This window comes from Arthrobacter sp. TMT4-20 (assembly GCF_054510775.1).
On the sequence record NZ_JBTNDW010000002.1, the window covers coordinates 40,582 to 66,360 of the forward strand.

28 protein-coding genes and 1 riboswitch are annotated in these 25,779 nt (G+C 62.7%); of the genes, 14 read left to right on the top strand and 14 right to left on the bottom strand.

The features are described from left to right. Positions 1-10: 10 nt before the first annotated feature. From ACX80Z_RS03260 to ACX80Z_RS03270, 3 genes are all read right to left on the bottom strand, one after another. Positions 11-784 (bottom strand): ABC transporter permease, encoded by a 774-nt coding sequence (locus tag ACX80Z_RS03260; RefSeq protein WP_019482731.1) that lies wholly within the window; start codon positions 782-784, stop codon positions 11-13. 183 nt (positions 785-967) lie between these two features. Beyond that, positions 968-1,927 carry an ABC transporter permease gene (locus ACX80Z_RS03265; protein ID WP_459314898.1) on the bottom strand — a complete coding sequence of 320 codons (960 nt, stop codon included), beginning with the start codon at positions 1,925-1,927 and terminating at the stop codon, positions 968-970. Between the two features lie 5 nt (positions 1,928-1,932). Then, positions 1,933-3,603 carry an ABC transporter substrate-binding protein gene (locus ACX80Z_RS03270; protein WP_459314899.1) on the bottom strand — a complete coding sequence of 557 codons (1,671 nt, stop codon included), beginning with the start codon at positions 3,601-3,603 and terminating at the stop codon, positions 1,933-1,935. Positions 3,604-3,699: 96 nt separating this feature from the next. After that, a riboswitch (SAM riboswitch) is annotated at positions 3,700-3,788 on the bottom strand. A gap of 142 nt (positions 3,789-3,930) precedes the next feature. On the opposite strand from ACX80Z_RS03270, the gene ACX80Z_RS03275 reads away from it, so the two are divergent. After that, on the top strand, positions 3,931-5,106 hold the full coding sequence (locus tag ACX80Z_RS03275; RefSeq protein ID WP_459314900.1) for a VOC family protein: 1,176 nt from the start codon (positions 3,931-3,933) through the stop codon (positions 5,104-5,106). A gap of 103 nt (positions 5,107-5,209) precedes the next feature. Here ACX80Z_RS03275 and ACX80Z_RS03280 read toward each other — a convergent pair whose 3' ends face one another. Both ACX80Z_RS03280 and ACX80Z_RS03285 read right to left on the bottom strand, forming a co-directional pair. After that, the gene (locus ACX80Z_RS03280) at positions 5,210-5,746 is read right to left on the bottom strand and encodes a hypothetical protein (protein ID WP_019482736.1); all 537 of its coding nucleotides are present in this window, start codon (positions 5,744-5,746) and stop codon (positions 5,210-5,212) included. A 227-nt stretch (positions 5,747-5,973) separates the two neighbouring features. Beyond that, entirely contained in the window at positions 5,974-6,807 is an 834-nt protein-coding gene (locus tag ACX80Z_RS03285) for a hypothetical protein (RefSeq protein ID WP_459314901.1), read from the bottom strand. A gap of 103 nt (positions 6,808-6,910) precedes the next feature. Between ACX80Z_RS03285 and ACX80Z_RS03290 the strand changes: the two genes are divergently transcribed. Both ACX80Z_RS03290 and ACX80Z_RS03295 read left to right on the top strand, forming a co-directional pair. Beyond that, the gene (locus ACX80Z_RS03290) at positions 6,911-7,438 is read left to right on the top strand and encodes a DUF421 domain-containing protein (protein ID WP_019482738.1); all 528 of its coding nucleotides are present in this window, start codon (positions 6,911-6,913) and stop codon (positions 7,436-7,438) included. Next, positions 7,435-8,217, top strand: coding sequence for a hypothetical protein (locus ACX80Z_RS03295; RefSeq protein ID WP_459314902.1), 783 nt, complete (start codon positions 7,435-7,437; stop codon positions 8,215-8,217). Before ACX80Z_RS03290 ends, ACX80Z_RS03295 begins: the two co-directional genes overlap by 4 nt. A gap of 56 nt (positions 8,218-8,273) precedes the next feature. Here the strand turns inward: ACX80Z_RS03295 and ACX80Z_RS03300 are convergent, their stop codons facing one another. Then, positions 8,274-9,035, bottom strand: a complete 762-nt coding sequence (locus ACX80Z_RS03300; protein ID WP_459314903.1) for a class I SAM-dependent methyltransferase — start codon at positions 9,033-9,035, stop codon at positions 8,274-8,276. Positions 9,036-9,139: 104 nt separating this feature from the next. On the opposite strand from ACX80Z_RS03300, the gene ACX80Z_RS03305 reads away from it, so the two are divergent. Further along, positions 9,140-9,838: an alpha/beta fold hydrolase gene (locus ACX80Z_RS03305; protein WP_019482741.1), complete on the top strand. Its 699-nt coding sequence runs from the start codon at positions 9,140-9,142 to the stop codon at positions 9,836-9,838. Positions 9,839-10,008: 170 nt separating this feature from the next. Here the strand turns inward: ACX80Z_RS03305 and ACX80Z_RS03310 are convergent, their stop codons facing one another. Both ACX80Z_RS03310 and ACX80Z_RS03315 read right to left on the bottom strand, forming a co-directional pair. Then, positions 10,009-10,419, bottom strand: coding sequence for a VOC family protein (locus ACX80Z_RS03310; RefSeq protein WP_024476560.1), 411 nt, complete (start codon positions 10,417-10,419; stop codon positions 10,009-10,011). 79 nt (positions 10,420-10,498) lie between these two features. Next, complete coding sequence (locus tag ACX80Z_RS03315) at positions 10,499-10,774, bottom strand: DUF2277 domain-containing protein (protein ID WP_019482743.1); 276 nt, start codon at positions 10,772-10,774, stop codon at positions 10,499-10,501. A 106-nt stretch (positions 10,775-10,880) separates the two neighbouring features. Between ACX80Z_RS03315 and ACX80Z_RS03320 the strand changes: the two genes are divergently transcribed. The 4 genes from ACX80Z_RS03320 to ACX80Z_RS03335 are packed head-to-tail and all read left to right on the top strand — an operon-like array spanning position 10,881 to position 13,145. Beyond that, positions 10,881-11,657, top strand: a complete 777-nt coding sequence (locus ACX80Z_RS03320; protein ID WP_459303774.1) for an alpha/beta fold hydrolase — start codon at positions 10,881-10,883, stop codon at positions 11,655-11,657. Next, positions 11,654-12,079 (top strand): DUF3054 domain-containing protein, encoded by a 426-nt coding sequence (locus tag ACX80Z_RS03325; RefSeq protein ID WP_019482745.1) that lies wholly within the window; start codon positions 11,654-11,656, stop codon positions 12,077-12,079. Before ACX80Z_RS03320 ends, ACX80Z_RS03325 begins: the two co-directional genes overlap by 4 nt. 57 nt (positions 12,080-12,136) lie before the next feature. Further along, complete coding sequence (locus ACX80Z_RS03330) at positions 12,137-12,418, top strand: Lrp/AsnC family transcriptional regulator (protein ID WP_019482746.1); 282 nt, start codon at positions 12,137-12,139, stop codon at positions 12,416-12,418. A gap of 1 nt (position 12,419) precedes the next feature. Further along, on the top strand, positions 12,420-13,145 hold the full coding sequence (locus tag ACX80Z_RS03335; protein ID WP_459314904.1) for a copper homeostasis protein CutC: 726 nt from the start codon (positions 12,420-12,422) through the stop codon (positions 13,143-13,145). Here ACX80Z_RS03335 and trpD read toward each other — a convergent pair. Next, the gene (trpD, locus tag ACX80Z_RS03340) at positions 13,142-14,206 is read right to left on the bottom strand and encodes an anthranilate phosphoribosyltransferase (RefSeq protein ID WP_459303776.1); all 1,065 of its coding nucleotides are present in this window, start codon (positions 14,204-14,206) and stop codon (positions 13,142-13,144) included. The genes ACX80Z_RS03335 and trpD overlap by 4 nt on opposite strands. Before the next feature lie 148 nt (positions 14,207-14,354). Here trpD and ctaE point away from each other — a divergent pair, with 148 nt between their 5' ends. The 4 genes from ctaE (at position 14,355) to qcrB (ending at position 18,669) form a co-directional block, all read left to right on the top strand. After that, complete coding sequence (gene ctaE / locus ACX80Z_RS03345; protein WP_024476554.1) at positions 14,355-14,993, top strand: aa3-type cytochrome oxidase subunit III; 639 nt, start codon at positions 14,355-14,357, stop codon at positions 14,991-14,993. Positions 14,994-15,080: 87 nt separating this feature from the next. After that, a complete protein-coding gene (gene qcrC, locus ACX80Z_RS03350; protein WP_024476553.1) occupies positions 15,081-15,866 on the top strand; it encodes a cytochrome bc1 complex diheme cytochrome c subunit in 786 nt (261 codons plus the stop codon). 93 nt (positions 15,867-15,959) lie between these two features. Further along, the gene (gene qcrA / locus ACX80Z_RS03355; RefSeq protein WP_459314905.1) at positions 15,960-16,985 is read left to right on the top strand and encodes a cytochrome bc1 complex Rieske iron-sulfur subunit; all 1,026 of its coding nucleotides are present in this window, start codon (positions 15,960-15,962) and stop codon (positions 16,983-16,985) included. Between the two features lies 1 nt (position 16,986). Continuing rightward, entirely contained in the window at positions 16,987-18,669 is a 1,683-nt protein-coding gene (qcrB, locus tag ACX80Z_RS03360) for a cytochrome bc1 complex cytochrome b subunit (RefSeq protein ID WP_024476551.1), read from the top strand. A 177-nt stretch (positions 18,670-18,846) separates the two neighbouring features. On the opposite strand, the gene ACX80Z_RS03365 is transcribed toward qcrB, so the two are convergent. Further along, on the bottom strand, positions 18,847-19,629 hold the full coding sequence (locus tag ACX80Z_RS03365; protein ID WP_035747752.1) for a GntR family transcriptional regulator: 783 nt from the start codon (positions 19,627-19,629) through the stop codon (positions 18,847-18,849). Positions 19,630-19,784: 155 nt separating this feature from the next. Between ACX80Z_RS03365 and ACX80Z_RS03370 the strand changes: the two genes are divergently transcribed. Both ACX80Z_RS03370 and ACX80Z_RS03375 read left to right on the top strand, forming a co-directional pair. Next, a complete protein-coding gene (locus ACX80Z_RS03370; protein WP_019482754.1) occupies positions 19,785-20,324 on the top strand; it encodes a PadR family transcriptional regulator in 540 nt (179 codons plus the stop codon). Positions 20,325-20,329: 5 nt separating this feature from the next. Continuing rightward, positions 20,330-22,042, top strand: a complete 1,713-nt coding sequence (locus ACX80Z_RS03375) for an ABC1 kinase family protein (protein WP_459314906.1) — start codon at positions 20,330-20,332, stop codon at positions 22,040-22,042. 83 nt (positions 22,043-22,125) lie between these two features. On the opposite strand, the gene ACX80Z_RS03380 is transcribed toward ACX80Z_RS03375, so the two are convergent. The 4 genes from ACX80Z_RS03380 to ACX80Z_RS03395 form a co-directional block, all read right to left on the bottom strand. Continuing rightward, positions 22,126-22,527 carry a cytochrome c oxidase subunit 4 gene (locus ACX80Z_RS03380; protein ID WP_019482756.1) on the bottom strand — a complete coding sequence of 134 codons (402 nt, stop codon included), beginning with the start codon at positions 22,525-22,527 and terminating at the stop codon, positions 22,126-22,128. 3 nt (positions 22,528-22,530) lie between these two features. Continuing rightward, positions 22,531-24,252 carry an aa3-type cytochrome oxidase subunit I gene (ctaD, locus tag ACX80Z_RS03385; protein ID WP_019482757.1) on the bottom strand — a complete coding sequence of 574 codons (1,722 nt, stop codon included), beginning with the start codon at positions 24,250-24,252 and terminating at the stop codon, positions 22,531-22,533. Further along, entirely contained in the window at positions 24,252-25,118 is an 867-nt protein-coding gene (gene ctaC / locus ACX80Z_RS03390; RefSeq protein WP_019482758.1) for an aa3-type cytochrome oxidase subunit II, read from the bottom strand. The genes ctaD and ctaC overlap by 1 nt, the downstream gene beginning before the upstream one ends. A 192-nt stretch (positions 25,119-25,310) precedes the next feature. Then, positions 25,311-25,691 (bottom strand): HesB/IscA family protein, encoded by a 381-nt coding sequence (locus ACX80Z_RS03395; RefSeq protein ID WP_459314907.1) that lies wholly within the window; start codon positions 25,689-25,691, stop codon positions 25,311-25,313. Positions 25,692-25,779: the final 88 nt, after the last annotated feature.

Sequence of the window (25,779 nt, forward strand, 5' to 3'; positions counted from 1 at the left end):
ATGCTCCTGACTAGATTCTGAAGGTTTTGAGTAGCTGTCGGCCCAGGGTCGCCAGTAAAAGGACCGTCAGGACAATGACGAGGCCAGGCAGCGTGGTCAACCACCAGGCGGTCCCGAGATATTGCCGTCCTTCGGCGATCAGTAGGCCCCATTCCGGGGTGGGTGGTGGGGCGCCAAAGCCGAGGAAGCCCAACCCGGAGATGGCGAGGATTGCCGCACCCAGGTCAACCGCCAGCAACGCGAGGACGGGTCCGCTGGCATTCGGCAGGAGGTGGCGGGTAATGACTGACCAAAAAGTTCCACCGTTGAGGAATGAAGCCTCGATGAAGTCAAGATTGCGCACCCTCAACACCTCTGATCGGACCACTCGGGCGAAGGAGGCGACCGAGGCGATGCCGATGCCGACGCCCAGCGAAATTGGCCCGGGGGAGAAGGCGGTGACTATGACGAGCGAGATGAGAAAGCCGGGCACGGCCAGCAGCACGTCCACCAGCCGCATCGCTGTGGTGTCGGCGGCCCGTCCCGCGGTTGCGGCAATGATCCCGACGAGCGTGCCCACCACCAGACCGATGAGGACCGCGAGTCCCGCGGTGAGGAGGGTCTGACGCGTACCGAACACCACCCGGGTGAAGACGTCCCGGCCGAGATGATCGGTGCCGAAAATGTGGTCAGCGTCGGGTGCACGAAAGTTGTCGCCCGGCACCCCGTCGAGTGGGGAGAACGAGGTGAACAGGTCGGGAGCGAGCGCCCAGGCGGCGACGACGGTCAGGGGCGCCGCCGTCAACCAGAGGGACGGGCTACGAAGCGGTCCGCGCCGTCGTCGGGCTGACGGCACAGGAGCGGTCTCGGGCACCGCCGCCCCGAGGCCGGGACCGCCGTTCCTGCCTGGGCCTGGATCTGCAGTCAGTACTGGAGGGGGGAGATTATTGGTGGTTGGCACAGGGAAACCTTTATCGAAGGGATGTCATCAAGTAGCAAGGGCCCGCGGGGCGCCATCTCGACTGCTGGTGAGGATGCGGGGATCAAGGAGCGGATACAGGAGGTCAACTGCCAGGTTGACCACCACAAAAATCGAAGCCGTCAGGAGCACCAGTCCCTGCACCAACGGCACATCCTGGGTGGTGACTGCCGTCAGGACCACTGACCCGAGACCCGAGCGGGCGAAGACGGTTTCGGTGATCACCGACCCGGCGAAAAGCGTTCCAACCGTGATGCCCATGATTGTCAGGGCGGGACCCGCAGCGTTCTTCAGCGCGTGGCGGAAGAAGATCCAGGACCGTGAGGCACCCTTCGCCCGGAGCACATCAATGAAGGGCTGGTCATAGACGTGGTTGATGCTCTTGAGCAGCACCTGGGCCAGGGGAGCGGACACGACAGTGGCCAGTACCAGTACCGGGACGGCGAGGGACAGAAAGGAACCATCGGGGAACAACGACATGACTCCCCAGCGGATGGAGAGCAGATCGAGCAGCACAAGACCGAGCCAGAATGCTGGAATGGCCGCAAACAGGGGAGGCACGTTCACTAAAACCCGACGGATCACCGTCGAACGGGTGAGTGTCGCGGCGCCAACAAGGGAAACGGCGATGAGTACCGCAGTGATGAAGGCGGCGCCGGCCAGGGCGACGGTCGACCCGGCGACCCCACTGATCCGGTCCCACACTGACTGTCCGGAAGCCAGCGAGTACCCGAAATCACCGGAGAAGAGCCCCACCAGCTGGTTCAGGTATTGCGTCAACAACGGCTGGTCATAGCCGTACTGACTCTTCATGGCGTCGATCGCTGATTGATCGACCGCTGAGTCGGCGGTCAGGAAAATTGTTACCGGATCGCTGGGCAGAAGCTGTACGGCGAGAAAAACCGCAGTGTAGGCGAGCCACACCACCAACAGGGCCTGTCCTATCCGTTGCAAGAGATAGCGGATCATGGACGCTACCCGCCGGTTTTCCAGGCACCCTGGAATACCGGGGCGGTGCCGGACGTGAATTCAATCTGGGTCCCGCTGTGGGCACCGTAAACCTGGACCTCGTCCCAGAGCACCAGGGAGTAGGCCTTATCCACCACCAACGCATACTGTTCGTCGGCCAGCAGCTCATCGCGCTCTTCGAGTGAGGTTGCCGCACGCTCGGCCGCGAAGATAGCGTTGAGGTCTTCGTCGCTGGTGTGCGTCATGGTGTTGTTTTCCGGCTCGAAGATCGGGCCGAGACCGCCGTAGATGAACTGTCGGGTGCCGAAAAACTCCACCGCTGGGTCAGGCATTGCTGAGGCGAGAAAGGTGTTGTCGCCGGCGCGGTTGTTGAGCTTGACACCAATCTCACGCCACTGCTGTTCAATCAGCTCGAAGGCCGGTTTGATGACAACCGAATTGTTGGAACTAGTGACGGTCACCTCGAGTGCTATTCCGTCTTTGGCCCGGATGCCGTCGGCCCCGACTTTCCAGCCCGCCTCGTCGAGCAGCTGCCGTGCTTCCTCGGGCTGGTATTCGAGTTCTTCGGACAGGTCGGTGAAGCCGGGTGCCCGGTGGTTCAGGACCGAGGCAGCCAGTTCGTAGCTGTCGGACAGGACGGTGTCCTTGAGACTTTGCCGGTCAATACCAATCTGCAGGGCCCGGCGGACGTTCTCGTCGGCCAGCTTCCCGCTGCCGACCCGGACCGCGGCCATGTTCACTGTCAGGTCCACGCCCTTCGCCGGGAGAACCTGATTACCGGTCGCAGCAAGGGTTTCCTCATCCACCGGCTGGAGGCCCCTCACCAGGTCGACCTGCCCCGACTGGACCGCCCCAGCACGATGGGCGACCTCCGGCAGGTATTTGACGACGACCTTGTCGAGGTACGCGTCACCCTGGTTGTCAGCGGTTTCCGGCGCCCAGGCGTAGTCCGGGCGCTTGGCCAGTACTACTTCCTCATCAGGCTTCTCGGACTCGAAGGTGAAGGGTCCGGACCCGGATATCTGGGAGATGGCTGATTGCCCTGCCGCATCCAGCTCAAGTGTTGCGGGGGACACCAACCCGGCGGTGACCGAGGTGGTGGCCCGCAGGAAGTTCGCGTTGGGGGAGGACAGCGTCACCAGCACCTGATCAGCACCGATCACCTCGGCCGACTCGTACCCGGCGAAGTCCACATTCGGTTGAATCTGGGCCGCCTCAATCCCAAAGCCCTGGGCGTCGAGGTTCAGTTTGACTGCCTCGGCGTCTACCGGGGTGCCATCACTGAACGTCACATCGGGTCGAATGGTGAAGGTGAACTCGGTTGCGTCTGCGTTGGCGGAGAACTCGGAGGCTATCCAGGGGACAATCTCACCCTGGTCGGCGTCGTAATACGTCAGGCGGTCCAGGACGCTGTTGAGGACATTGGACTTTTCATAGAACCTCGCGGACTGGGTCTGCCAGTTATTGATGGGGGTCACCTCGGCATATACCAGGGTGCCGCCCTCGACCGGCTGTCCACTGGCCACATTTTCACCCGGAGCCGTAGTGGCGGTCGAACCGCAGGCGGTGAGCGCCACTGCCGTAAGGCCGATGAGCGCCGCTACCCGCAGGGACCGCCGGCGTGGACCGGGGTTGGGCGGTAGGACGTTGTGGTGTGAGACGGTGCGGGAAATCATGTCGATCCTCTCAGTCGTGATCGAGGTGCCCTACCCACGCACGCTGAAGCATCTGACCGCCAGGAATGGGGTCGACACCAACGGGGGATAAAACTTTCTCCATCGGTCCTGGCAGTAGCACCGGCCCCGAGGGGTGGTTGCTGCGGCTTCAACGAGCCAGGTCTCTCAGCCGCTCTGGATGGTTGTTCAGTCCGGGGGAGCGATACCCTGCGGACTACGGCGATCTAATCGCATAATGATGGGGCGATCAAGAAAGTCCTGATGTGTACGACTTCCGACGCAACATTCAGCATTGGCAGGCCGGTGCAGGTGGGTATACATTTCGGTATGAGGGAGATCAGCACGGAGTGGCGGGTGATCGATAACGTTGCGACGGCATGGTTCGACGCGCGTTCGCTGACCGTCGGGGCGGCGCTGGCCGGACGCATCCTGGAGTTGACACCCGGGGTCGGGACCGATCTGCGCAGGACCGGCGTCCGAGTGCGCCTCGACTCGGACCGCCACGCCGAGACAGTATCGGCGGCTGCGCAGGATCTTGGGCTAACGGCGAACCCTGCCGTGCTGCAGCAACTGAGCGTCGTCGTCGAATCCCCAAATCCGTCTGGGGTGAGGGCATTCTGGCAACGCGTGCTCGACTACGCGCCTGCTGACAACGGCGGTCTGGCGGATCCGTTGCGGCGCGACCCCGCGCTACGGATCCGGCAGTCGACCGAGCCGCGGCCGTTGCGAAACCGCATCCACCTGGACGTGGTGCGGCCGCCTGCGGAGGTCGAGCGGGCGGATCTTGGTCCCGCATCAGGACCGTTCGAAGTCCGTCACACCGACCCCGACGGCAACGAGGTAGACCTGGTGCCTGGCGCGGCGCTCAGCGGGGGAATCGGCACAGCCGACTGGCAGACGGTGTTCAGCGCGATGGCGTGCTACCGCACCACCTCATCGACCCAGCAGCGAGACCTGACCACCGCAGCAGCGGCCCTGGCCGATAACACGGGCTTCCCGCTGCTCATCGATTTACGCCCCGGGCTGGTGATCTTCGACAGCGGCAAGGACCAGTGGGAGGGCGCCGCCGACGGTCTCGACCCCGATTTCGCCCACCTCGCTGGGGGACTGCAGACCGTGGCACGCGAACTCGGAGCCACTGCGGACCACGGGCTGCCACGCTTCCCCCAACTCTTCTTCGACGCCGCCGACGTCGAGGCGGTTCGTGCGTTCTGGGTCGCCGCACTCGGATACACCCGCGACCAGCGGGCCGGGGTTAGCGACATCCAGGATCCGCTGCAGCTGAACCCCGTGTTGGTATTCCAGGAGATCGACGCTTCCGAAACCGAGCGCCGTCGCCAGCGCAACCGCTTACACGTCGAGCTTGACGTGCCGCCGGACCTTGCGCAGACGCGCCTCGCCACCAGCGTCGCTGCTGGTGGCAGGCTCCTTGACGAATCCGAGGATCACTGGCGGGTCGCCGACCCAGAAGGCAACGAGTTGGTGATCGTCAGTAGTTCATAATCTTCCGTCAGGCTGGCGGTACAGGGAGTTCCCGGATCCGCTGCTGAACTCTTCACACAAACGCCGATAATCTACATTATGTCAACTAACGGATATCTGGTGGTCAGAAACACGAGTCTTTCGTCATGGTCATTTTGATTCGCGCGTCAGAGACGTTGGTGTCCGGCCACTGCTCAGAGCGCACCTCAATTCCCGATGCAGTTCCCTGGCGGACACCTGCGGCGATTGATACTGCGGTCACCACATTAACCTGCTCCCCTGGGCCGATGACGTAGCCCTCAGCCGGTTCGGCCCGGTCCAGTATGGCTTGAACCTCAGGGTCCTTTGTTAGCGTCGAGCTCACGCCGAGGGTAGTGCCTGGGCCTGACTGCATCGGAATAATGTAGGCGTCCTCCACCACCATGTCCTGAGCATCCAGCAGCTTCACTTCCGTGACGGTGACCGGCTGATCTCCGTTGTTGGTGATTATCTCACCAACGAGAGTTTTCCCCTCGCTTGGCGGCACATCCACGAAGCACATTTCGTCGGTGCCCCCATCAGTGAGGACGCTGGAATATCCCGGGCTGACGGAGCAGCCCGCCCCTGCCATCAGGAGGGCAAGTGCGAGCAGGGTGGTCGCGCTGTTTCGCTTCGCATGCATTCTGTCCTCGGTTCAGCGATTCTTGCGGGGCTTCAGCAATTCCACCGACCCTGCTGGAATAATCCCAATCTCGGCCCCAAGCCCGGACGCGCCGCACTCGAAGCTAAACACTCCGAAGTCGCTTATGCAAGAGGTAGATCGACTCCGCCACGTGATCCCCAATGGCGAGCATCCCGGGCGGACCTGTGACCCCGGCGCCGTCGTAGCTCGACAGAGGGGAGCCGGCCTTAGCCGATCGTTGTGCTCGTCCCGTCGGTGCTATCCAGGACATAGACCACCTCGGCGGCGTCCGGCCACCCTTCAAGGAGGCCTTCGACATGATCGCCGCCTTCCTGGTTCGTTACCTCTGCTGTGATGTGGTCAATCATGCCGTCAAGGACTTGTACGAGCACCTGATGTGATGCGCCGTCCGGTCCAATGAAGCGGGCCCGCACCGGATATACCTGGTTGTGTGGCACAGCGCGGGGCAACCCTTCCGGGACCTTGAAGTATGCAGTGCCTGTGAACTCGTCGTCCCAGTAGACCTCCTCGGCGGCATCCAGCTGGGCGCGGAGCTCCTGAGCCCCCCTTTCCTCGCTGGCGCTGAGGATGCCCCCCACCAGTTTTCGAACTTTGCTGTCCAGCGGCCGTACCTGTTCGGACTGATCCTCGAGCATGGCCAGGAACTCCCGCCTTCTGGCTGCAGCACGATCACCAACGAATCCGGCGGCGATGAACGCTGCCGTACCGGCGGCCATCCATCGTCGCGGGTGCTGGATCCCGACCTGGCGCAGCTTGTTCTCCAGTCGCAAATCGATAGCCTCACTGGTGTCAGCGAAACGAAGCGTGGCAGCTCCTGTAACGACCCCGGCCAGAGCCCTGAGCGGTAGCCGCTTGCCGCCGATCGTAACGCCAACGTAGAGCCCCGACACTACGGCCGAGACCACCCGCATGACGCGGCGCTGCTGTCCGTCCAGCCTGGAAGGATCGACGAGCGTGACGGCGCCCATCACGGCGGTTGACGCGACACCGAAAGCGGGTGACGCCGGATCGACGAGTGAATAGCGTTTCTCATTGGTCATGGGTGGTCCTCTCGAGGCGGGTTCTTCACTGGGATCGAACAAACCCCACGTCCCCTACCGCTAGCCTGCTGCGATGGCACGAGCCGTATGAAACGATCTCTACATGTGGTTTGAATCGTGGGATCAGATTATCCGAGTACTCATCATTGGATCGGTATCGTATGCCGCGCTGGTGGTGCTCCTGCGGGCGTCGGGCAAACGTACCCTTAGCCAGCTCAATGCTTTTGACTTCATCGTCACCGTTGCCCTGGGATCTACACTTGCCACCATCCTGCTCAGTGCTGAGGTCTCCTTCGCCCAGGGACTGACTGCACTGGTGCTACTGGCGTCGCTTCAGTTGGTGGTCGCCGCGATGTCGGCACGTTGGCCCCGAATACGTTCGTTGGTCACGGCCAAGCCGGTTGCCCTGGTCCTTGGAGGGCAACTGCAGGCTGACGAACTGCGCAGAAACCGTCTGACGGAATCCGAGGTACGTCAAGCAATTCGCACCGCTGGCTCAGGAGACCTATCTGACATTGCGGCTGTGATACTCGAAACCAACGGCACCCTCAGTGTCATTCCTACGGACAAGATCGGTAGCGGATCCGCGCTCGACGAAGTCACCAATTGGCCAGGTGCCGGTACGCCATGACCAGCCCCCATGACGGAGTAGGCTCCGACTCAGCACTTGGGGTACGCCTGCGATCGGCCGAAGAACTGGCGCGGCGGCTCGACAAACCGATGGGCATCCTGGGCATCATTTTCCTGTTCATAGTGCTCGGACAGGTGCTGGCTGAGGATCCGACGCTTGTCCTGGTGTTCAGTATTGTCGGCTGGCTGTTCTGGGTAATTTTCGTGGGTGAGTTTCTGTTGCGAGCCTACATCGCCAGTTTCAGTGCCGCGTTCTGGCGGAAGAACTGGTGGCAGGTAGTTTTCCTGCTTGTCCCGTTCCTCAGATTTTTTAGGGCGCTGCAGGCGTTCAGGATGTTGCGGGCGGCTCGCTTCGCGCGGTTCGGCGGAATCCTCTCTGCCAGCGTGCGAGGCTCCAGATCCGCTGGCAGACTGCTTTCCGGCAGGATCGGCTGGCTTGGGGCAGTGACAGCAGTAGTGATTCTTGCCGCTAGCCAATTGCTCTATGCCACCGGGTCCCACGAGTCCTACACCGACGCTTTGTTCGAAGCCTCGATGGCAACAATTACCGGTACCGGGATCACTCCGACAGACCATTTCGCCCGCGCACTCCAGGTGCTGCTGGCCATCTACTCTGTGGCGGTTTTCGCGACCCTCGCCGGTTCCCTCGGAGCGTTTTTCCTCAGGGACCAATCGCCCACGGTGGAGTCCGGACAGCCGGCCGACGGCGCTCCCCCGCTTTCGGAAGATAGTGCCCAGAAAAGTGGCTCATCCCCGGCCAAGTGGTTGCGCGACCGTTAGTGTGCTGGTGCACCACTCTTGTGTGACCCAGGGGGTCCAGGGGCCACTTGTGACCGTCACCCAGCACGCGCCCGGACTGCCCACGCCGTCGCGTCGATCATAAACGGCGGTGCGGGAAGCAGTTCGGCGCAGGCCTTCCGGAGATACTCCCGACCCGTGGGGTCCAGCCCGTTCATATAATCACCGGCCGGCCCGACGCCGAGAGTGAAGGGCTCCCACCAGCCGGCGAATGAGTCGAACTCCACCCGCACGCTGAGACTCCCCTGCTCAATCTCGTTCAAACCCGCGGCCTCGAACAATTCGGCCAGGTGCCCATCAGCGGTCCCCGCACGCCTAGCCTCTGATGCCGTGGGTCCGCCGACCTCCTCGACGGCCCGCCAGAAGGTGGCCAGCGGTCCGCGGCCGCCAGCGTTATCCCAGACACACGCTGCCACTACCCCACCGTTGCGCGTCACCCGGCCCATTTCCCGCAGGCCCGCCACCGGATCGCTCATGAAGTGAACCACCAGCTGCGCCAACGCGATATCGAACACGCTGTCAGGAAAGGGCAACTCCTCGGCTGTGCCGGGACGGATGTCGACTCCGGGGAGCCGGGTCCGCGCCGCAGCAACGAACGGCTCTGACGGGTCGACCGCCGCAACCAGGCCAGCGCCCACCCTAGATACCAGCCGGGCCGTCAGAGCTCCGGGGCCGCACCCCACGTCGAGGCACCGGAGGCCAGCTCCGACGTCAACCAGCCGGACAAACTCTGCAGCCAGAGGCACTGAGTACTGGCCCATGAGCCGGTCATAGGCGTCAGCTGCTACGGTGAAACTCACCCTCCCAACCTACTCCGACGGCCTTTACGCCGGTAGGGGCGAAGCGGCTCCGGTTCCGGGCGTCAATGGTTGCCGGGAACCCCCACCGGGCGTAAGGTCCCGTCATGGACATCATTCTGGTTCCCGGTTTCTGGCTTGACGCGTCGTCATGGGATGACGTGACTCCCCCGCTCACGGCTGCTGGACACCACGTCCATCCCCTCACCCTTCCCGGCCTGGAAGCCAAGGATGCGCCCCGGGCCGGCATCGGCCTCCGCCAGCACATCGACGCCGTCGTGGCCGCTATCGATGCAGTGGACCGGCCTGTGGTGCTGGTCGGACATTCGGCGGGCGGTGCCATCATCTACGGCGCTATCGACCAGCGGCCCAACCATGTGCTCCGCGGGATCTATGTGGATAGCGGACCGCTCGGCGAGGGCGGCGTGATCAACGACCAGCTGCCAGCGGACGGCAACGAAATCCCGCTCCCGGCCTGGGATGTCTTCGACGCTGAGGACCTCGTTGACCTCGACGACGACGTCCGGCAGGCGTTCATCCGCCGAGCTATCCCGCAGCCCCTGGGGGTGGCCACCGACCAGCAGCGACTGGTCGACGAAGGCCGCTTCAGGGTGCCGGCGACGGTTATCTGCTGCGAGTTCACCTCTGAACAACTTCAGCACTGGATGGATGCGGGCGATCCGAACGTTTCCGAACTGACCCATATCCACAATGTCGAGTATGTCGACCTGCCCACCGGTCACTGGCCCCAGTTCACCCGGCCGGCGGATCTCAGTGCGGCGATCCTCGCCGCCGTCGACCGCTAGGCTATCGCCGACCGCCACCTCAGGCCAGAAAAGTAGTGGCCCTGCAGGTAAGCGGTAGCGCAACCACTCATCTGCAGGGCCCCCACTTTTCTGCGCAACTGGGTTCCGCGCAACTGGGTTCCGCGCAATTGGATGCCGCGCAACACCGGTGCAGGGAGAGTCCCAGAGCGCTAGGAGCCGTTGATATTGACCAGCCAGGCGACCCCATACCGGTCTTTGCACATGCCGAAACTGTCTCCCCACGGTGCTCGCTCCATCGGGACAGTCACCGTGCCGCTGCCTGATAGTTTGTCCCAGTAGCCGCGGAGCTCCTCCTCGTCCTCGCCGCTCAGCGACACCGAGAAAGTGTCCCCTTCCGTGTACTCCATGCCGGTAGGGATGTCGGCGCCCATCAGCATCAGCCCGCCTTCAGTTTCGAGCTGCCCATGCATGATCTTTTCCGCATCGGCCGGGTCCTGGGCCGCCTGGAATTCATCAAAAGTGCTCATGGTCAGCTCGCCAGCGAAGACCGACTGGTAGAAGGTCATGGCCTCCCGGGCGTTGCCTTTGAAATTGAGGTACGGATTGAGTCGGGTAGCCATGGTGATCTCCTTCGATTTGACGGAAGCTAGCGGGTGCAGGCCCGGGGCCTGTGCGGCGCTCCTACCAACCCGGTGGGAGTCAGCCGGTGGCGGCAAACCGTTTGGCAGACCGTGCCTTGTGTTTCTCGGCTTCAACCTCTCGGTCCTTGGGCGGCGCGGTGGTGACGAGGTCCGCGAGCAGATGCGCTGTCACATGGGCTATGCGTTCGACGGCGGCGTCAAACGCCTCCTGATTTGCCTTCGACGGTCTGGTGGAACCACTGACTTTGCGGACGAATTGCAGGGCCGCCGCGTGAATCTCGTCGTCGGTGGCTGACGGTTCAAAATTGGACAGAGTTCGAATATTTCTGCACATATTCCCTAGCGTAGGCCTAGTTCACCCCGGGGGGAATAGCCTCCTCAGTTCCCGATTGCGCCCTCACCATGCCTAGAGTTGAAGCACTCCCCAGCGAAGGATCACGATGCATTTCGAACGACACGGCAGCGGTACTCCCCTCCTCCTGGTGCACGGCCTGGGCTCAAGCCTTCGCACCTGGGACCCGATCATGCCGGCGCTGACCGCCGGGCGGGAAGTGACCGCCGTGGACCTGCCGGGGTTCGGCAACACGCCGCCGCTCATCGGGCCGGTGACGATCGGCACGCTGACGGATACCGTCGAACGTTTCATCGAAAGCGAGGGCCTACAGGACACAGCTCTGGTGGGCAGTTCGATGGGTGCCCGAATTGTCCTTGAGCTGGCACGGCGCGGCCATCCGGGCAGCACTGTTTCACTTGACCCCGGAGGGTTCTGGACCGACCGTCAACGGCTGATCTTCGGGACCAGCATCACCGCCTCGGTCGCCCTGGTACGCGCAATCCAGCCCGCGCTCCCCTTCCTGACCGGCACAGCCATTGGTCGCAGCGCGCTGCTGGCGCAGTTCTCGGCTAAACCCTGGCAGCTCGATCCTGGTCTGGTCCTCACCGAGCTGCAGGGTTTCGCGTCCTCGCCAGGACTGGACGAGGCCCGCCGGTCCCTGATCGAAGGGCCCACCCAGCAGGGCGCCCCCGCCGGATCCCTCTCCGGCAACGTGGTGATTGGGTGGGGGCGACGCGACCGGGTGACCTTCCCCAGCCAGGCGGCCACCGCCCAGCAGCGCTTCCCTGATGCGACTTTGCACTGGTTCGAGGAGAGCGGACACTTCCCACACTGGGATCAGCCCGCAGAGACAGCCCGGCTGATTCTCGACAGCACCTCGTGAACGTGCCGCGCCTCAGCAAAAACGCCCCCGCCGAAGGGCGGACCCGACCAACCGGCCGAGCCGTAGCGGGCTGGCTTGCTGCGGACCTGGTGCTGATCACTGGATTCGCAGCGACCGGGCGGTCCACCCATGAGTCGGGACTGGCGATCCTCGGCGTCCTGGGCACTGCCGCACCCTTCCTCACCGCCTGTCTCCTCACCTGGGGCGCGTCCAGGGCCTGGCGGTCGCCGTCGGCGCTGTGGCCGACGGGGATGCTGATCTGGCTGGGTACCGCCGTCGGCGGATTGGGGATTCGAGCCTTACTTGGCGGCGGCATGGCGATCAGCTTCCAGCTGGTCGCCGTCCTGGTGCTCGGTGCGGTGCTGCTCCTCCCCCGCGCTATCGCTGCCATGGTCCTGCGGTGGCGGAGCACTTCACGATAAGTTAGCCGAAGAGTTTGTTCCCCAGCCAGTCCCCCACCATTGCCTAGGAGACCCCCAATGATCACCGCATTTGTTTTGATCCAAACTGATGCCTCCCGGATTCCGGAGTGCGCGCAGGAAATTTCCGAAATCGAAGGCATCAGCGAGGTCTATTCGGTGACCGGCGAATGGGACCTCATTGCCATTGCCCGGGTCAGCCGCCATGAGGACCTCGCGGACGTCATAGCCGACCGACTGTCCAAGATTGAGGGCGTGGAGTCGACCACCACCCAGATCGCGTTCCGCTCCTACTCGAAGCACGATCTGGACACCGCCTTCTCGTTGGGCTTCGAAGGCTAGGATGCGCGTTGAGATTGCGGTTCAGGACACTGCCGGGGCGGCGATCGCGTACGACGCCGGTGCGGTGCGGTCCGAACTCTGCGTTGCCCTGCCGCTGGGCGGTCTGACGCCCTCGGTCGGTCTGATTCGGCAGATCAGAACAACAGTCCCCGGGCTGCCGCTGCACGTGCTGATCCGTCCGCGTCCAGGGAGTTTTGTCTACTCTCCCGCGGAACTGGAGCTGATGGCCGGCGACATCTCGGCTGCCGCGGACGAGGGCGCGGCTGGCATCGTGGTCGGGGTCCTGACGGGCTCCGGCGGAGTGGATGCTGGTGCCGTCAGGGCCTTGCGGCAGGCCGCCCCAGGGCTTGAATACACCTTCCACCGCGCGATCGACCACACTCCTTCGCCGCTTGCCGCCCTCGACGCGATCGCTGCTGCCGGTTTCACGCGGGTCCTGACCTCCGGTGGGGCTCCGACCGCGCGGCAAGGCATCGCAGCCCTGCAATCGATGGCGGCCGCTGGCAGCGGCCTAACCATCCTGGCCGGGGGCGGGGTGACCATCGGCGACCTGCCGGCGCTCGCCGCGGCAGGGATTTCCGAAGTCCACCTCTCGGCCAAGTCGGTTCACCGCCCCAGCGGCTCCGGCGTGCCACTCGGCGCGTCAGACACGGAAGGCGCCAGCTATCAGGTCACCGACCCGGTGCTGGTCGCCGCAGTCATAGATCAGGCCACCCGGCTGGGCTAGGCCACACCACCGGTTACCCGCACCCACTTCTCGAGCGAGCCCTGCGCTGCCCCCGAGTCAATCGAATGCTCCGCACGCAGCATTGCCGCATTGATCCGGTCGATCAGCGGCGTGTCGTGAGCCACGTCGAACGCCACCAGGCCTGCGGCAGCATTGAGCACGACGGCGTCCCGGACCGGCCCCCGCTCCCCCGCCAACAGTGCCCGCACCACACGCGCGTTGCTGGCACCGTCGGCCCCGCGGAGGGCCTCGACCGGCGACACCGGCAACCCGAAGTCGGCCGGGTGGACCTGCTGCTCCGTCACCGTCCCGCCGCGGACCTCCCAGATGGTCGAGGAGCCACTGGTCGTCAGCTTGTCCCGACCGTCGCTGCCCCGGAACACCAGGGCCCGGATCCCCCGCGCCGCCAATACTCCCGCCATCAGCGGCGCCATCCGCTCGCTGGCGCATCCCATGGCTTGAGCATCGACCCCCGCCGGGTTGCTCAGCGGCCCAAGAAAATTGAAGGTCGTGGGGACACCCAGTTCACGCCGCGGGACCGCGACGTGGCGCATTGACGGATGGAACACCTGGGCGAAGCAAAAGGTGATTCCCGCCTCCTCGGCCGAACGGGCGACGTCGTCAATCGAGAGATCCAGCCGGACACCCAGCGCCTCGATCACGTCTGCCGCGCCGGCCGACGACGAAGCACTGCGGTTTCCGTGCTTCACCACTTTCGCCCCGGCGCCCACGGCCACCAGCGACGACATGGTCGAGATGTTGAGCGTGTTGAGCCCATCCCCGCCGGTGCCCACAATGTCCAGGGTGGGCCCTGGCACGTCGATGCGGTGGGCCCGAGCCAGCATTGCCTCGACCAGCCCGACCAGTTCACCGACCGTCTCCCCCTTGCTTCTCAAACCGACGAGGAATCCCGCGATCTGGGCATGGGAAGCGTCGCCCTCCATGATCTGGTCCATCGCCCAGCGGGTCTGATCGGAGGTGAGATCGTCCCCCCGGATCAGCGCGGAGATGAGTACGGGCCAGGTCGGGGATCCGCCGTCGGGGCTTGAAATCGTCGTCACACCTCAAGGTTATCTACGAATTGTAGAAAGTCATCTGTTCACTACTTCCGCGCCGTTACTGGGATGCCGAGTCCTTCGCGGTGCCGGGGACGCGCCGGGGCATCCCCAGCATTGGTGAACTGGCCCTTTTTAGAGACATAATGGCTCTGTGACATCTGCGACTCAAGCCCCCAGCACCACGGCGCATCCAACGCTGAACCGCCCCAACATGGTCTCCGTAGGAACCGTCGTTTGGTTGTCCAGTGAATTGATGTTTTTTGCCGGACTATTCGCCATGTACTTCACCCTGCGTTCCACCTCGAGTGAGATGTGGGCAATGGAGACTGAAAAGCTGAACGTACCGTTCGCCTTGATTAACACGATCATTCTCGTGTTGAGCTCGGTGACCTGCCAGTTCGGTGTATTCGCAGCCGAGCGGTTGCAAGCACGCCGCACCGGCAGCGTCTTCTCCCCCCTCAAGTGGGGAATGATCGAATGGTTCCTCCTGACCTTCCTCATGGGTTCCATCTTCGTTGCGGTTCAGGGCTACGAGTACGCGGTATTGGTTTCGGAAGGCGTCTCCCTTTCATCCAACGCCTACGGCTCGTCGTTCTACCTGACCACCGGGTTCCACGGTCTCCACGTGCTGGGCGGGCTGATCGCCTTCCTCTTCATCATTGGCCGCGGATTCGCCGCGAAACGGTTCGGTCATTTTGAGGCCACCTCAGCAATTGTTGTGTCGTACTACTGGCACTTTGTTGATGTTGTCTGGATTGCACTGTTCATCATCATCTATTTCCTGAAGTAACCCTTAGTTGAACACTCTTCTACTAGGTGTAGAATTCCATCAAGTGGTACCGGCAGTGATTGCACGACAGAAGGCAGGAACCAGCAAGTGAAGGCACTTTCGCAAAGGCGACGTCATCCCCTGGCAGCGGTAGCTTTGTTGCTCATCGGATTACTCTTCACGGGCGGCGTCTATGCCCTGGCGAGCAGCACCAATGACGCCCAGGCCCAGTCCTTCTCGGCCGACGAGGTCGACGAGGGCGAGAAGCTCTTCATCGCCAACTGCGCCACCTGCCACGGCATGGGCGCAGTCGGATCCGATAACGGCCCGTCACTGGTTGGCGTCGGCGCCGCATCGGTGGACTTCCAGGTGGGCACCGGGCGCATGCCCATGCAGATGCAGGGACCCCAGGCGCAGGTCAAGCCACCACAGTTCGACGACGAGCAGACCATGCAGATGGCCGCTTATGTCGCCTCCCTGGGTGCCGGACCAGCCATTCCGAGCGAGGACATGCTCGACACGTCCGACGCCGACCCAGCAAACGGTGGAGTTGTCTTCCGCGTCAACTGCGCAATGTGCCACAACGCGGCAGCAGCCGGCGGCGCGCTGACCCGCGGCAAGTACGCTCCAGCACTGTCCGGCTCGACGGCGAAGCACACCTACGAGGCAATGGTTACCGGTCCGCAGAACATGCCAGTGTTCAGCGACGCGAACATCACCCCCGAGGACAAGCGCGACGTTATCGCGTTCCTTGAGACCATCGACGAGCAGGGCTCCCCCGGTGGAGCCGACCTCGGTTCGCTGGGTCCAGTCTCTGAAGGTCTGTTCATCTGGGTCGCAGGGCTAGGCGTCATTATCGCGTTCACTGTCTGGCTGACGGCCCGGTCGTCCTAAACCACATGACGCTCCATCAGCTGCCTCAAGGCTGCACCACCACACTTAACAACAGACCACAAGCGAAGTTTTATCAGAAGGATGCGAGGGATCATGGCCGATCATAGTCACGGCAGTCCAGAGAGTACTGGCGTCGTTGCTAGGCCCGGTCAGGGCGATGTGCAGAAGTTCCAGAACCCTGGCTTGCCTCCACACCGTCCCCGCCTGGCTGACCGGGATCCGCGTGCGGAGAAGCGCGCGGAGCGACAGGTAGCGATTCTGTTCCTGGTGTCGATTATTGGCACCATCCTGTTTTTCGTTGGGTACTTCCTCATCCCCCTGGACGAGACCATCGAGACGCTCCGCCTGCAGAACCTGACGCTCGGCCTCGGCACGGCGTTCGCGATGCTCGGCATCGGCGTGGGAATTGTTCACTGGGCCAAGACACTCATGCCTGACCACGAAGTATCCGAGGACCGGCACGAGATCCGCACCGAAGCCGACCGCGCCGATGCGGAAAAGATCATCAACGACATCGTTGAGGAAACCGGCATCAAGCGTCGCCCGCTGATTCGCAACACCCTCCTTGGTGCGATGCTTCTGGCACCGCTCCCGGCCGTCTTCATCTTCCGCGATCTGGGCCCCTTGCCCGGCAACGTGCTGCGGCAGACCTATTGGGAGTCGGGAACCCGGCTTGCGCGGGACCCGAGCGGCACCCCGATCAAGGCTTCAGACGTCACCATCGGTTCGGCTTTCCACGTCATCCCTGAAGGGCTCTCGGATTCTGAGCACTATCTGGAGGAGAAGGCCAAAGCGGTTGTCCTGCTGATGCGCCTGAACCCCGAGTCGCTGAATCCCTCCCCTGGCCGTGAGGACTGGGGCTATGAAGGCATTGTTGCCTACTCCAAGATTTGCACGCACGTGGGTTGCCCTGTTGCTCTGTACGAACAGCAGACCCATCACCTGCTTTGCCCGTGCCACCAGTCGACGTTCGACCTCACGCAGGAATGCAAGGTCATCTTCGGACCGGCGACACGACCGCTACCGCAGCTGCCCATCGCCGTTGATGACGAGGGCTACCTCATCGCCACGAGCGATTTTCAAGAGCCAGTAGGACCAAGTTTCTGGGAGCGTGGCTGACATGAGCAGCACGACATCACAAAGTACCTACCAACCCAAGACAAGCGTTGGCAAGATCACCAACTACGTTGACTCACGAGTCGGCGGATCCGGGATGGTCAAGGAGTTCGGGCGGAAGATCTTCCCCGATCACTGGACTTTCATGTTCGGTGAGGTGGCGCTGTACTCCTTCGTGATCCTGCTCCTGTCAGGAACCTTCCTGACCTTCTTCTTCGATCCCTCGATGGCAGAAACCCACTATGACGGTAGCTATGTGCCGTTGCGCGGGGTCGAAATGTCCGAGGCATACGCCACGGCGTTGAACATCTCCTTCGATGTCCGCGGCGGGCTGTTCATGCGGCAGGTCCACCACTGGTCTGCGTTGCTCTTCGTCGCAGCAGTCTCCGTGCACATGCTCCGCGTCTTCTTCACCGGTGCGTTCCGGCGTCCCCGCGAACTGAACTGGGTTGTCGGTTGCGTTCTGTTGATCCTGGCCATGGCTGCCGGCTTCACCGGTTACTCACTCCCCGATGACCTGCTGTCCGGTAACGGCCTGCGCATCATCGACGGCGTCATCAAGGCCGTCCCGGTTGTTGGCACATACATCAGCTTCTTCCTCTTCGGGGGCGAATTCCCCGGCACAGTGGTTATTCCACGGCTTTACGTGCTGCATATCCTGCTGATCCCCGCGATCATCCTGCTGATGATCGTCATCCACCTCTTCATGGTGGTGACCCACAAGCACACCCAGTTCCCCGGCCCAGGCCGCACGAACGACAACGTGGTCGGCTTCCCCGTCGGCCCGGTCTACGCAGCGAAAGCCGGTGGATTCTTCTTCATCGTGTTTGGCATCATCGCAGCGATCTCGGCGGCGTTCACGATCAACCCGATCTGGAACTACGGCCCGTACGATCCCTCCCCCGTGTCGGCTGGCACCCAGCCCGACTGGTACATCGGTTGGGTGGACGGTGCGTTGCGCCTCATGCCGGGGTGGCTCGGTGGGCTGCCGTTGGAGTGGAACATCCCGATGCCATGGGGCGTGAACACCCTGTCGCTGAACGTGTTGCTTCCCGCCCTCGTTCCGGCCGGAATCGTGTTCGGCCTGATGTTCGCCTGGCCGTGGATTGAGTCCTGGTTGACCAAGGACAAGCGGGAACACCACCTGCTCGACCGTCCGCGCAACGCACCGTTCCGCACCGCGGTTGGCGTGTCCGGCGTAGTGTTCTACTGCGTCATGTGGGCAGCGGCCAGCTCGGACCTCATTGCCACCCACTTCTTCGTATCCCTGAACGATGTGACCTACTGGCTGCGGGTGCTGTTCTTCGTGGGCCCGATCATCGGCTTCATGGTGGCACAGCGTATTGCTCTGGCTCTCCAGCGCAAGGATCGCGAGATCGCCCTGCACGGTCGGGAAACCGGCCGGATTGTGCGGCTCCCGCACGGCGAGTTCATCGAGGTCCACGAACCACTCGACGAATACAAGCGCTACAACCTGGTCAACTACGAGTCTGCAGGAGTGTTGCCAGCCGAGGCGGATGTCAACGGACACGTCACCCGGACCGAGAAGGCCCGCGGCTGGCTGTCACGCTTCTTCTTCGAAGACAGGGTGGCACCGGTAACGCCTGCGGAGTTGGCGGCAGCGCATTCTCACGCACACCACGACGAGATCGCCGAGCAGCACGACAAAGCGGCAATCTCCAAGTAGCACGACACGATAAAGAACCCGGTCCAGCGCATAGCTGGATCGGGTTCTTTCGTTGGCGCACATCCGGCTATGCGGGACAGCTCCGGCCCGTAGGGCAAGGATGGCCGCTGGGAACCGGCGGATCTGACTCCGGGGGCAGTTCCTGCAGGGTTTGGCCCTACTGGCCTGAAGCGCTAGCTAGGGACTGTTCAACCGCTTCGCCGTATAAGCGCGCGGGGACCGTACGCCGGGGCGCTGGAGTGGCACCCAGAGCTTGTACCGGTCCGCCCGGTAATAGGACACCGAGTAGTCGATCATCGACCTGGCCACGTAGGCGTGCCGCTGGATTTTCAGGAGGGGCGCCCCCAAATCCACGTTCAGCAGCCTGGCGATCGAAGCAGAGGCCGCGGTCGCCTCGATGGTGTCCTCGCCCCATTCCATCAGCAGGCCGAACCGTTCGCTCAAAACGTTGTACAGCGACGTCGGCGCCGGCTCGTCAAGAATCCCCGGCACCCGGTGGGCCGGGATGAAGTTCTCGTCGACGCTCATCGGCTCTCCATCCGCGAGCAGTTGGCGTCTGAACCGGACCACCGGCTGGCCTTGCTCGAGTTGCAGCTCGCGGGCAATCAGCGGGGTTGCCCCGATCTGTTCGAAGCTCAGTACCCGCGCGTCGGGAACCATACCCCGCCGGTGCATCTCCTCGCTGTAGGAGGTGAGCTTCATCTGCAGGTCCAGCTTGGTATGTGCGACGAACGTCCCCAGTCCCACGATGCGTTCCAGCACCTCCTCGGCGACCAGTGCATCGATCGCGTGCCGGACGGTCATGCGTGCCACCCCGAAGTGTCTGGTCAACTCTCGCTCAGAGGGAATGGCGGTACCAGGCTCGGCGTGGTCAATGATCAGCTGGCGGAGGATCTCGCGGAGCTGCACGTGTTTCGGCGCCGTGGACTCAGGATTCAGCCCTCCCTCAAGGGAGAGCAATAGGGTACTCGACAACGGGAGAGCCTTTCAGGAGCCTTGGAAGAACGCGGCTGCTTTCAGTCTAAAGGGCTCCCCCGGATCGTTGATTTACCCGCGAAATCGAGGGTATCGTTGAGTATCGCTATATATCGTTAGATGATTCAAGGGAGAACGCAATGCGGAATTCATACCCAGCAGGCGGGTTCAGCGGAAACAACATTGACGGCATGTGGCAGGCGGTCGAAGAGCTGCGGTCACGGTTCGACAAGCGCACCGGAACCCGGGCGGGACGGGGCGAGGTACGGTCGGCGATCCTTGCCCTGCTCGCGGAAAGGCCCATGCACGGCTACCAGATCATCCACGAAATCGAGGAGCGGAGTGGCGGCAGCTGGAAGCCTAGCGCCGGTTCGGTCTATCCGACCCTGCAGCTACTGTCCGATGAGGGATTTATCAGCGCCGAGGAATCCAACGGTCGGAAAATCTATTCGCTGACCGAAGCGGGTCGGGAAGAAGTTGCCGGTGCGGGCGGAGCAGCGCCCTGGGCTATGGGCCACGAGGCCGGCACCGGGTTCGGCGCGCTGCCGAAGGCCGGAGTTGAACTTGCCCAGGCCGCGGCCCAGGTGGGGCGTACAGGAACACCTGAACAGGTCCAGGAAGCCGTCAAGGTGCTCAATGAAGCCCGACGCCGGCTCTACTCGATCCTTGCCCAGGACTGACGGGCGTGGCATCGGGTCGCCGGGAGCGGACAGAGCAGCTACCCGGCGTTGGGGCGACCCGTGCCCGTTACCGCCGCATCATACGCTTCGCCGCGTGGCATCTGGCGGTCACCTGGTGGTTTGAACTGTTCCTGCCGCGCATCGGCCTCGGCAAAGTGGCGGAGCGCACCCGGACGAAAAGAATGCTGCGCTTTGCCCAGCGCTTCCGTGTCCTGGCGGTGGACCTGGGGGGCCTGATGATCAAGGTCGGGCAGTTCCTCTCATCGAGACTTGACGTGCTGCCGCCGGAGATCACTGCGGAGCTGGAAGGGTTGCAGGACGAAGTCCCGCCAGTCCCCTTCAGAGCGATCCGCGTTCTGGCCGAGTCCGAGCTGGGCGCTCCCCTGGAGCAGGTGTTCGCGTCGGTCGAGGAAGCTCCCATTGCTGCCGCGTCCTTCGGCCAGGCACACCGGGCCCAGCTCCGGTCCCCTGATTCGGCGGACACCGGACTCTCCAGTGTGGTCCTGAAAGTCCAGCGGCCGGGCATCGACGCGATTATCGACATTGATCTGGCTGCTCTCCGTAAAGTGGGCGGCTGGCTCAGCCGTATTCGTCTGGTTTCCAGTCGGGCGGACGTTCCGGCACTGGTGGAGGAGTTCGCCCAGATCAGTCTGTTGGAGATCGATTACCAGCACGAGGCTGCGAACCTTGAGCGGTTTGGTGCCGACTTCGCCGAGGACGACAGGGTGACCGTCCCGGCGGTCGTGTGGGAGCGCAGTACGCGCCGTGTGCTGACTCTCGAAGATGTCACCGCGATCAAGGTCACCGACACGGCAGCCCTGGTGGCAGCGGGCATCGACCCCGCCAGGGTCGCTCCGGTGTTCGCCTCGGTCATGTTCGACCAGATGTTCACCAACGGCTACTTCCATGCGGATCCGCACCCGGGCAACATTTTCGTGACCCCGACCAGGCGCCCTTCAGCAGACGACCAATGGACCCTGACCTTCATCGACTTCGGGATGATGGGCGAGGTTCCGCTCAGCACCCGCAACGGACTTCGAAAACTCCTGATAGCTGCCGCCTCCCGCGACGGCAAGGGACTGGTGGCAGCCATCAGCGACGTTGGTGTGCTGGTGCCCTCGGCCGACACCACCGAGCTGGAACGGGCGATGACTCACCTCTTCTCCCGATTCGGCGGTCTGGGTTTCGCTGAACTTCGTGAGGTTGACCCGCGGGAGTTCCTCGATTTTGCTGTCGAGTTCGGCGACCTGGTTCGTTCCCTGCCGTTTCAGCTCCCCGAAAACTTCCTGCTGATTATCCGGGCGATGTCCCTGACCTCAGGAGTGGCCAGCTCACTGGATGCCCGGTTCAACCTGTGGGATTCGGTGGAACCGTATGCCGCGCAATTGCTCCGCGACGAGCGTGGCAACCTGGTGCAGGATGTGGCTCAGCAAGCGATTGACGCCGCCGGGGTGGCCCTGCGGCTGCCACGGCGTCTGGATAGCCTGGTCACCCGCATCGAGGATGGGGCGATAGCCGTTGCCACGCCACGCCTGGAGCGGCGGGTGGCCCAGCTCGACCGGTCGTTCAAACGGACCGCTTCGGCCCTGGTGTTCGGTGCGCTGCTGATCGCCGGTGCTCTGGTCCGGCCTGATGATCTGGTGCTGGGGAGCGTGCTGATGGTCTCGTCAGCGGTCCCCCTGGTCCATGGGCTGTGGGCGGGCCGCAGCGGATTGTAGGCGCGGAGGACAGCTGTTAACGAACGAGAGGCCCCCACCGTTGTGAACGGTGGGGGCCTCTCGTGTGGTCAGCGCAGACCTGGTTAGTGTGCGTGATCTCCGCGGCTGTACTCGAAGACCCAGCCAACAAGTGCTATCACTACCATGCCAAGGCTGATGTAGAGGATCCAAAAGCCGGCTGCCAGACCCAGGAAACCAGTCGCGGCGGACAGACCGAGCGCCAGGGGCCACCAGCTCCAGGGACTGAAGTGACCCTGTTCGCCGGAGCCCTCGTGGATCTCGGCGTCGAGCCTGTCCTCGGGCCGCATTCCAACCCGGCGGCCGGTGAAGCCCAGATAGAACCCGATCATTCCTGCCAGACCACCAACGAGCAGAATGCCCAGGAAGCCAACGTATTCATCCCAGCCGGTGAGGTATCCGTAGACAACCCCAACGATGAGGAAGAAGGGCAAACCCCAAAAGAAGAGTCCGGTTTCAACCTTCATGGTTTAGGCGTCCTTCCGGTCGGCTGCGCCAAGAGCCTGGCCGACAGCCGAGCTAGGCGTGTGCTGCTGTTGCAGCTCAGGGTGGTGGAGGTCCAGTGCTGGTCGCTCTGACCGGATCCGGGGCAAGGAGGTGAAGTTGTGGCGTGGTGGTGGGCACGAGGTAGCCCACTCGAGTGACGCACCAAAGCCCCACGGGTCATCGACCTCTACCTTCTTGCCGCTGCGCCAGGTGATGTACACATTCCAGAAGAACGGAATCAGTGAAGCACCAAGAACGAAGGACGCGATAGTGGAGAACTGGTTCATCGCAGTGAACCCGTCCTCAGGCAGGTAATCGGCGTACCGGCGAGGCATCCCGATGACGCCAAGCCAGTGCTGGATCAGGAAGGTGCCGTGGAAGCCGAGGAACAGCATCCAGAAGTGGATCTTCCCGAGCCGCTCGTTGAGCATCTTGCCGGTGAATTTTGGCCACCAGAAGTAGAAGCCGGCGAACATGGCGAACACCACGGTTCCGAAGACCACGTAGTGGAAGTGAGCCACCACGAAGTAGGTGTCAGAGACATGGAAGTCGAGCGGGGGTGAGGCGAGGATGATGCCCGTAAGTCCACCGAAGAGGAAGGTCACCAGGAAACCGAGGCTCCACAGCATGGGCGTCTCGAAGGTAATCGAACCCCGCCACATGGTGCCGATCCAGTTGAAGAACTTCACGCCCGTCGGCACCGCGATCAGCATCGTCATGAAGGCGAAGAACGGCAGCAGGACCGCTCCGGTGACGTACATGTGGTGCGCCCAGACGGTCACTGACAAGGCAGCGATTGCGATGGTGGCGTAAACCAGGCCCTTGTAGCCGAAGATCGGTTTGCGACTGAAGACCGGGAAGATCTCGGAAACGATGCCGAAGAACGGCAGCGCGATGATGTACACCTCGGGGTGACCGAAGAACCAGAACAGGTGCTGCCAGAGGATCGCTCCCCCGTTGTCCGGATCGAAGATGTGGGCACCAAATCGTCTGTCGGCTCCCAGGGCGAAGAGTGCGGCAGCCAGTGGTGGGAAAGCCATCAGCACGAGGATCGCGGTGACCAGCGTGTTCCAGGTGAAGATAGGCATCCGCCACATGGTCATGCCGGGGGCCCGCATGCAGATGATCGTGGTGATGAAGTTGACCGCGCCGAGGATGGTGCCGAACCCGGACAGGGCCAGACCAAAGACCCAGAGGTCACCACCGAGCCCCGGAGAGAACGTGGTGTTCGACAATGGGGCGTAGGCGAACCAGCCAAACGATGCGGCACCCTGTGGGGTGATGAAACCGGAGACGGCGATAGTGCTGCCGAACAGGAAGAACCAGAATGCCAGGGCGTTCAGGCGGGGGAACGCCACATCGGGCGCACCGATCTGGAGCGGCATGATGACGTTGGCGAACCCGGCGAACAGCGGGGTGGCGAACATCAGCAGCATGACGGTGCCGTGCATGGTGAAGAGCTGGTTGTACTGCTCCTTGGTCTGCAGGATCTGCATACCGGGTTCAAACAGTTCAGCGCGGATGACCAGCGCCATCACTCCTGCGAAGCAGAAGAAGATGAAGGAGGCGATCAGGTACATGTACCCGATGGTCTTGTGGTCGGTGGAAGTAATCCAACTGACTACCACGCGTCCCTTGGACCTCGGTACTACCCGCGGCGCTACCAGGGTGCCGGTATCTTCAGCCGTGTATTCGTAGGTGGACATCAGCCGTTACTCCCTGCTGTTTCGGATTCAGTGTCCGGGTAGGAATTGCGATCGTATTCTTCCCCGAGCTGGCCGTCTTCAAGGGTGGCCATGTGCGCGTCGAACTCTTGCTGCGAGACAACCGCAACGTTGAAGAGCATCTCCGAGTGGTACTCCCCGCACAGTTCGGCACACTTGCCGTCGAAGGTGCCTTCCCTGGTCGGGGTCAGGGTGATGTAGTTGGTGCGACCAGGAATCATGTCGCGCTTCTGCAGGAACGCCGGCACCCAGAAGGAGTGGATGACGTCGCGGGCGTTGAGCTGTAGCTCGACCGTCTGGTTGACCGGCAGGTACAGGGTCGGGAGGGTTTCGGGGATCCCTTCCTCGCCGGTGAGGTTCGCCTGGACGCCGCTGAAGTACTTGTCCTCATTGACGTAGTTGAAGTCCCAGGACCACTGCTTGCCGCGGACGTCGACGATTACATCAGGGTTGTCGACGCGGGCGTCGATCGCCTGCTGGTCGCGGTCAGTGAAGTAGAAGAACACCAGGACCATGAACAGGGGAATGGTCAGGTAGAACACTTCGAGTGGAAGGTTGTAGCTGACCTGGCGTGGGAATCCGGTCTCATTCCGGCGCCGGCGATAAGCAACGATGCACCAGATGATGAGGCCCCAGGTGATGATGCCGACTATCAGTGCGGCAATCCAGGAATTCACCCACAGATCGATGATTCGGCCGGTGTGGTTAGTGTTGTCGCGCTCAGCGGGCAACCAACCCCTTTGGACTTCAGCTGAACAGCCCGACAGAAACAACGCGCCAATCAGCATAATGCTGGAGATCTTGACGACCCTTGCGCGCCGGGTGCCGGTTCGGTGCTGCGAACTCACAGACGGCCCTTCCTTTTCTTACGTGTCTGCCACCCGTGGCGGCGTTACCCCGTGTGCGCAAAAAGCACACATTTAGTTTTACTACTTACTGTAGAGCTTACCTGTTACCGCCGCCATTGGATGACACAAAGACGGCCTGCCGTGGAACTTTTGGCAGGTCATCTGTGCGTTTGTTTGGGCAGCTGACACGTGCTAGTGGAATGAATCGCCGCACGCGCAGGAACCGCCAGCGTTGGGGTTGTCGATGGTGAAGCCCTGCTTGGAAATGGTGTCTTCGAAATCGATGGAGGCGCCTGCAAGATAGGGAACGCTCATCTTGTCGACGATGACCTCGACGCCGTCGAAGTCCCTGATGGCGTCGCCGTCGAGGGTTCGTTCGTCGAAGTACAGCTGGTAGATCAAACCGGAGCAGCCGCCGGGCTGCACGGCGACGCGCAGGCGCAGGTCGGTGCGGCCCTCCTGTTCGAGGAGGCTGCGTACCTTGTCGGCAGCTACCTCAGATAGCGCCACCTCGTGTGCGGCCAACGCGGCCTCGGTGGTCTCTGTGGTGGTTTCGCTGGTGGAAGTACTCATTACGGGTTTCTCCTCGCTGTGGACACGTGTCGCGGTTTTGCGTCCTACCCAATGGTACGTCGGCAGTCCCGTTCGGGACCAACCCCCG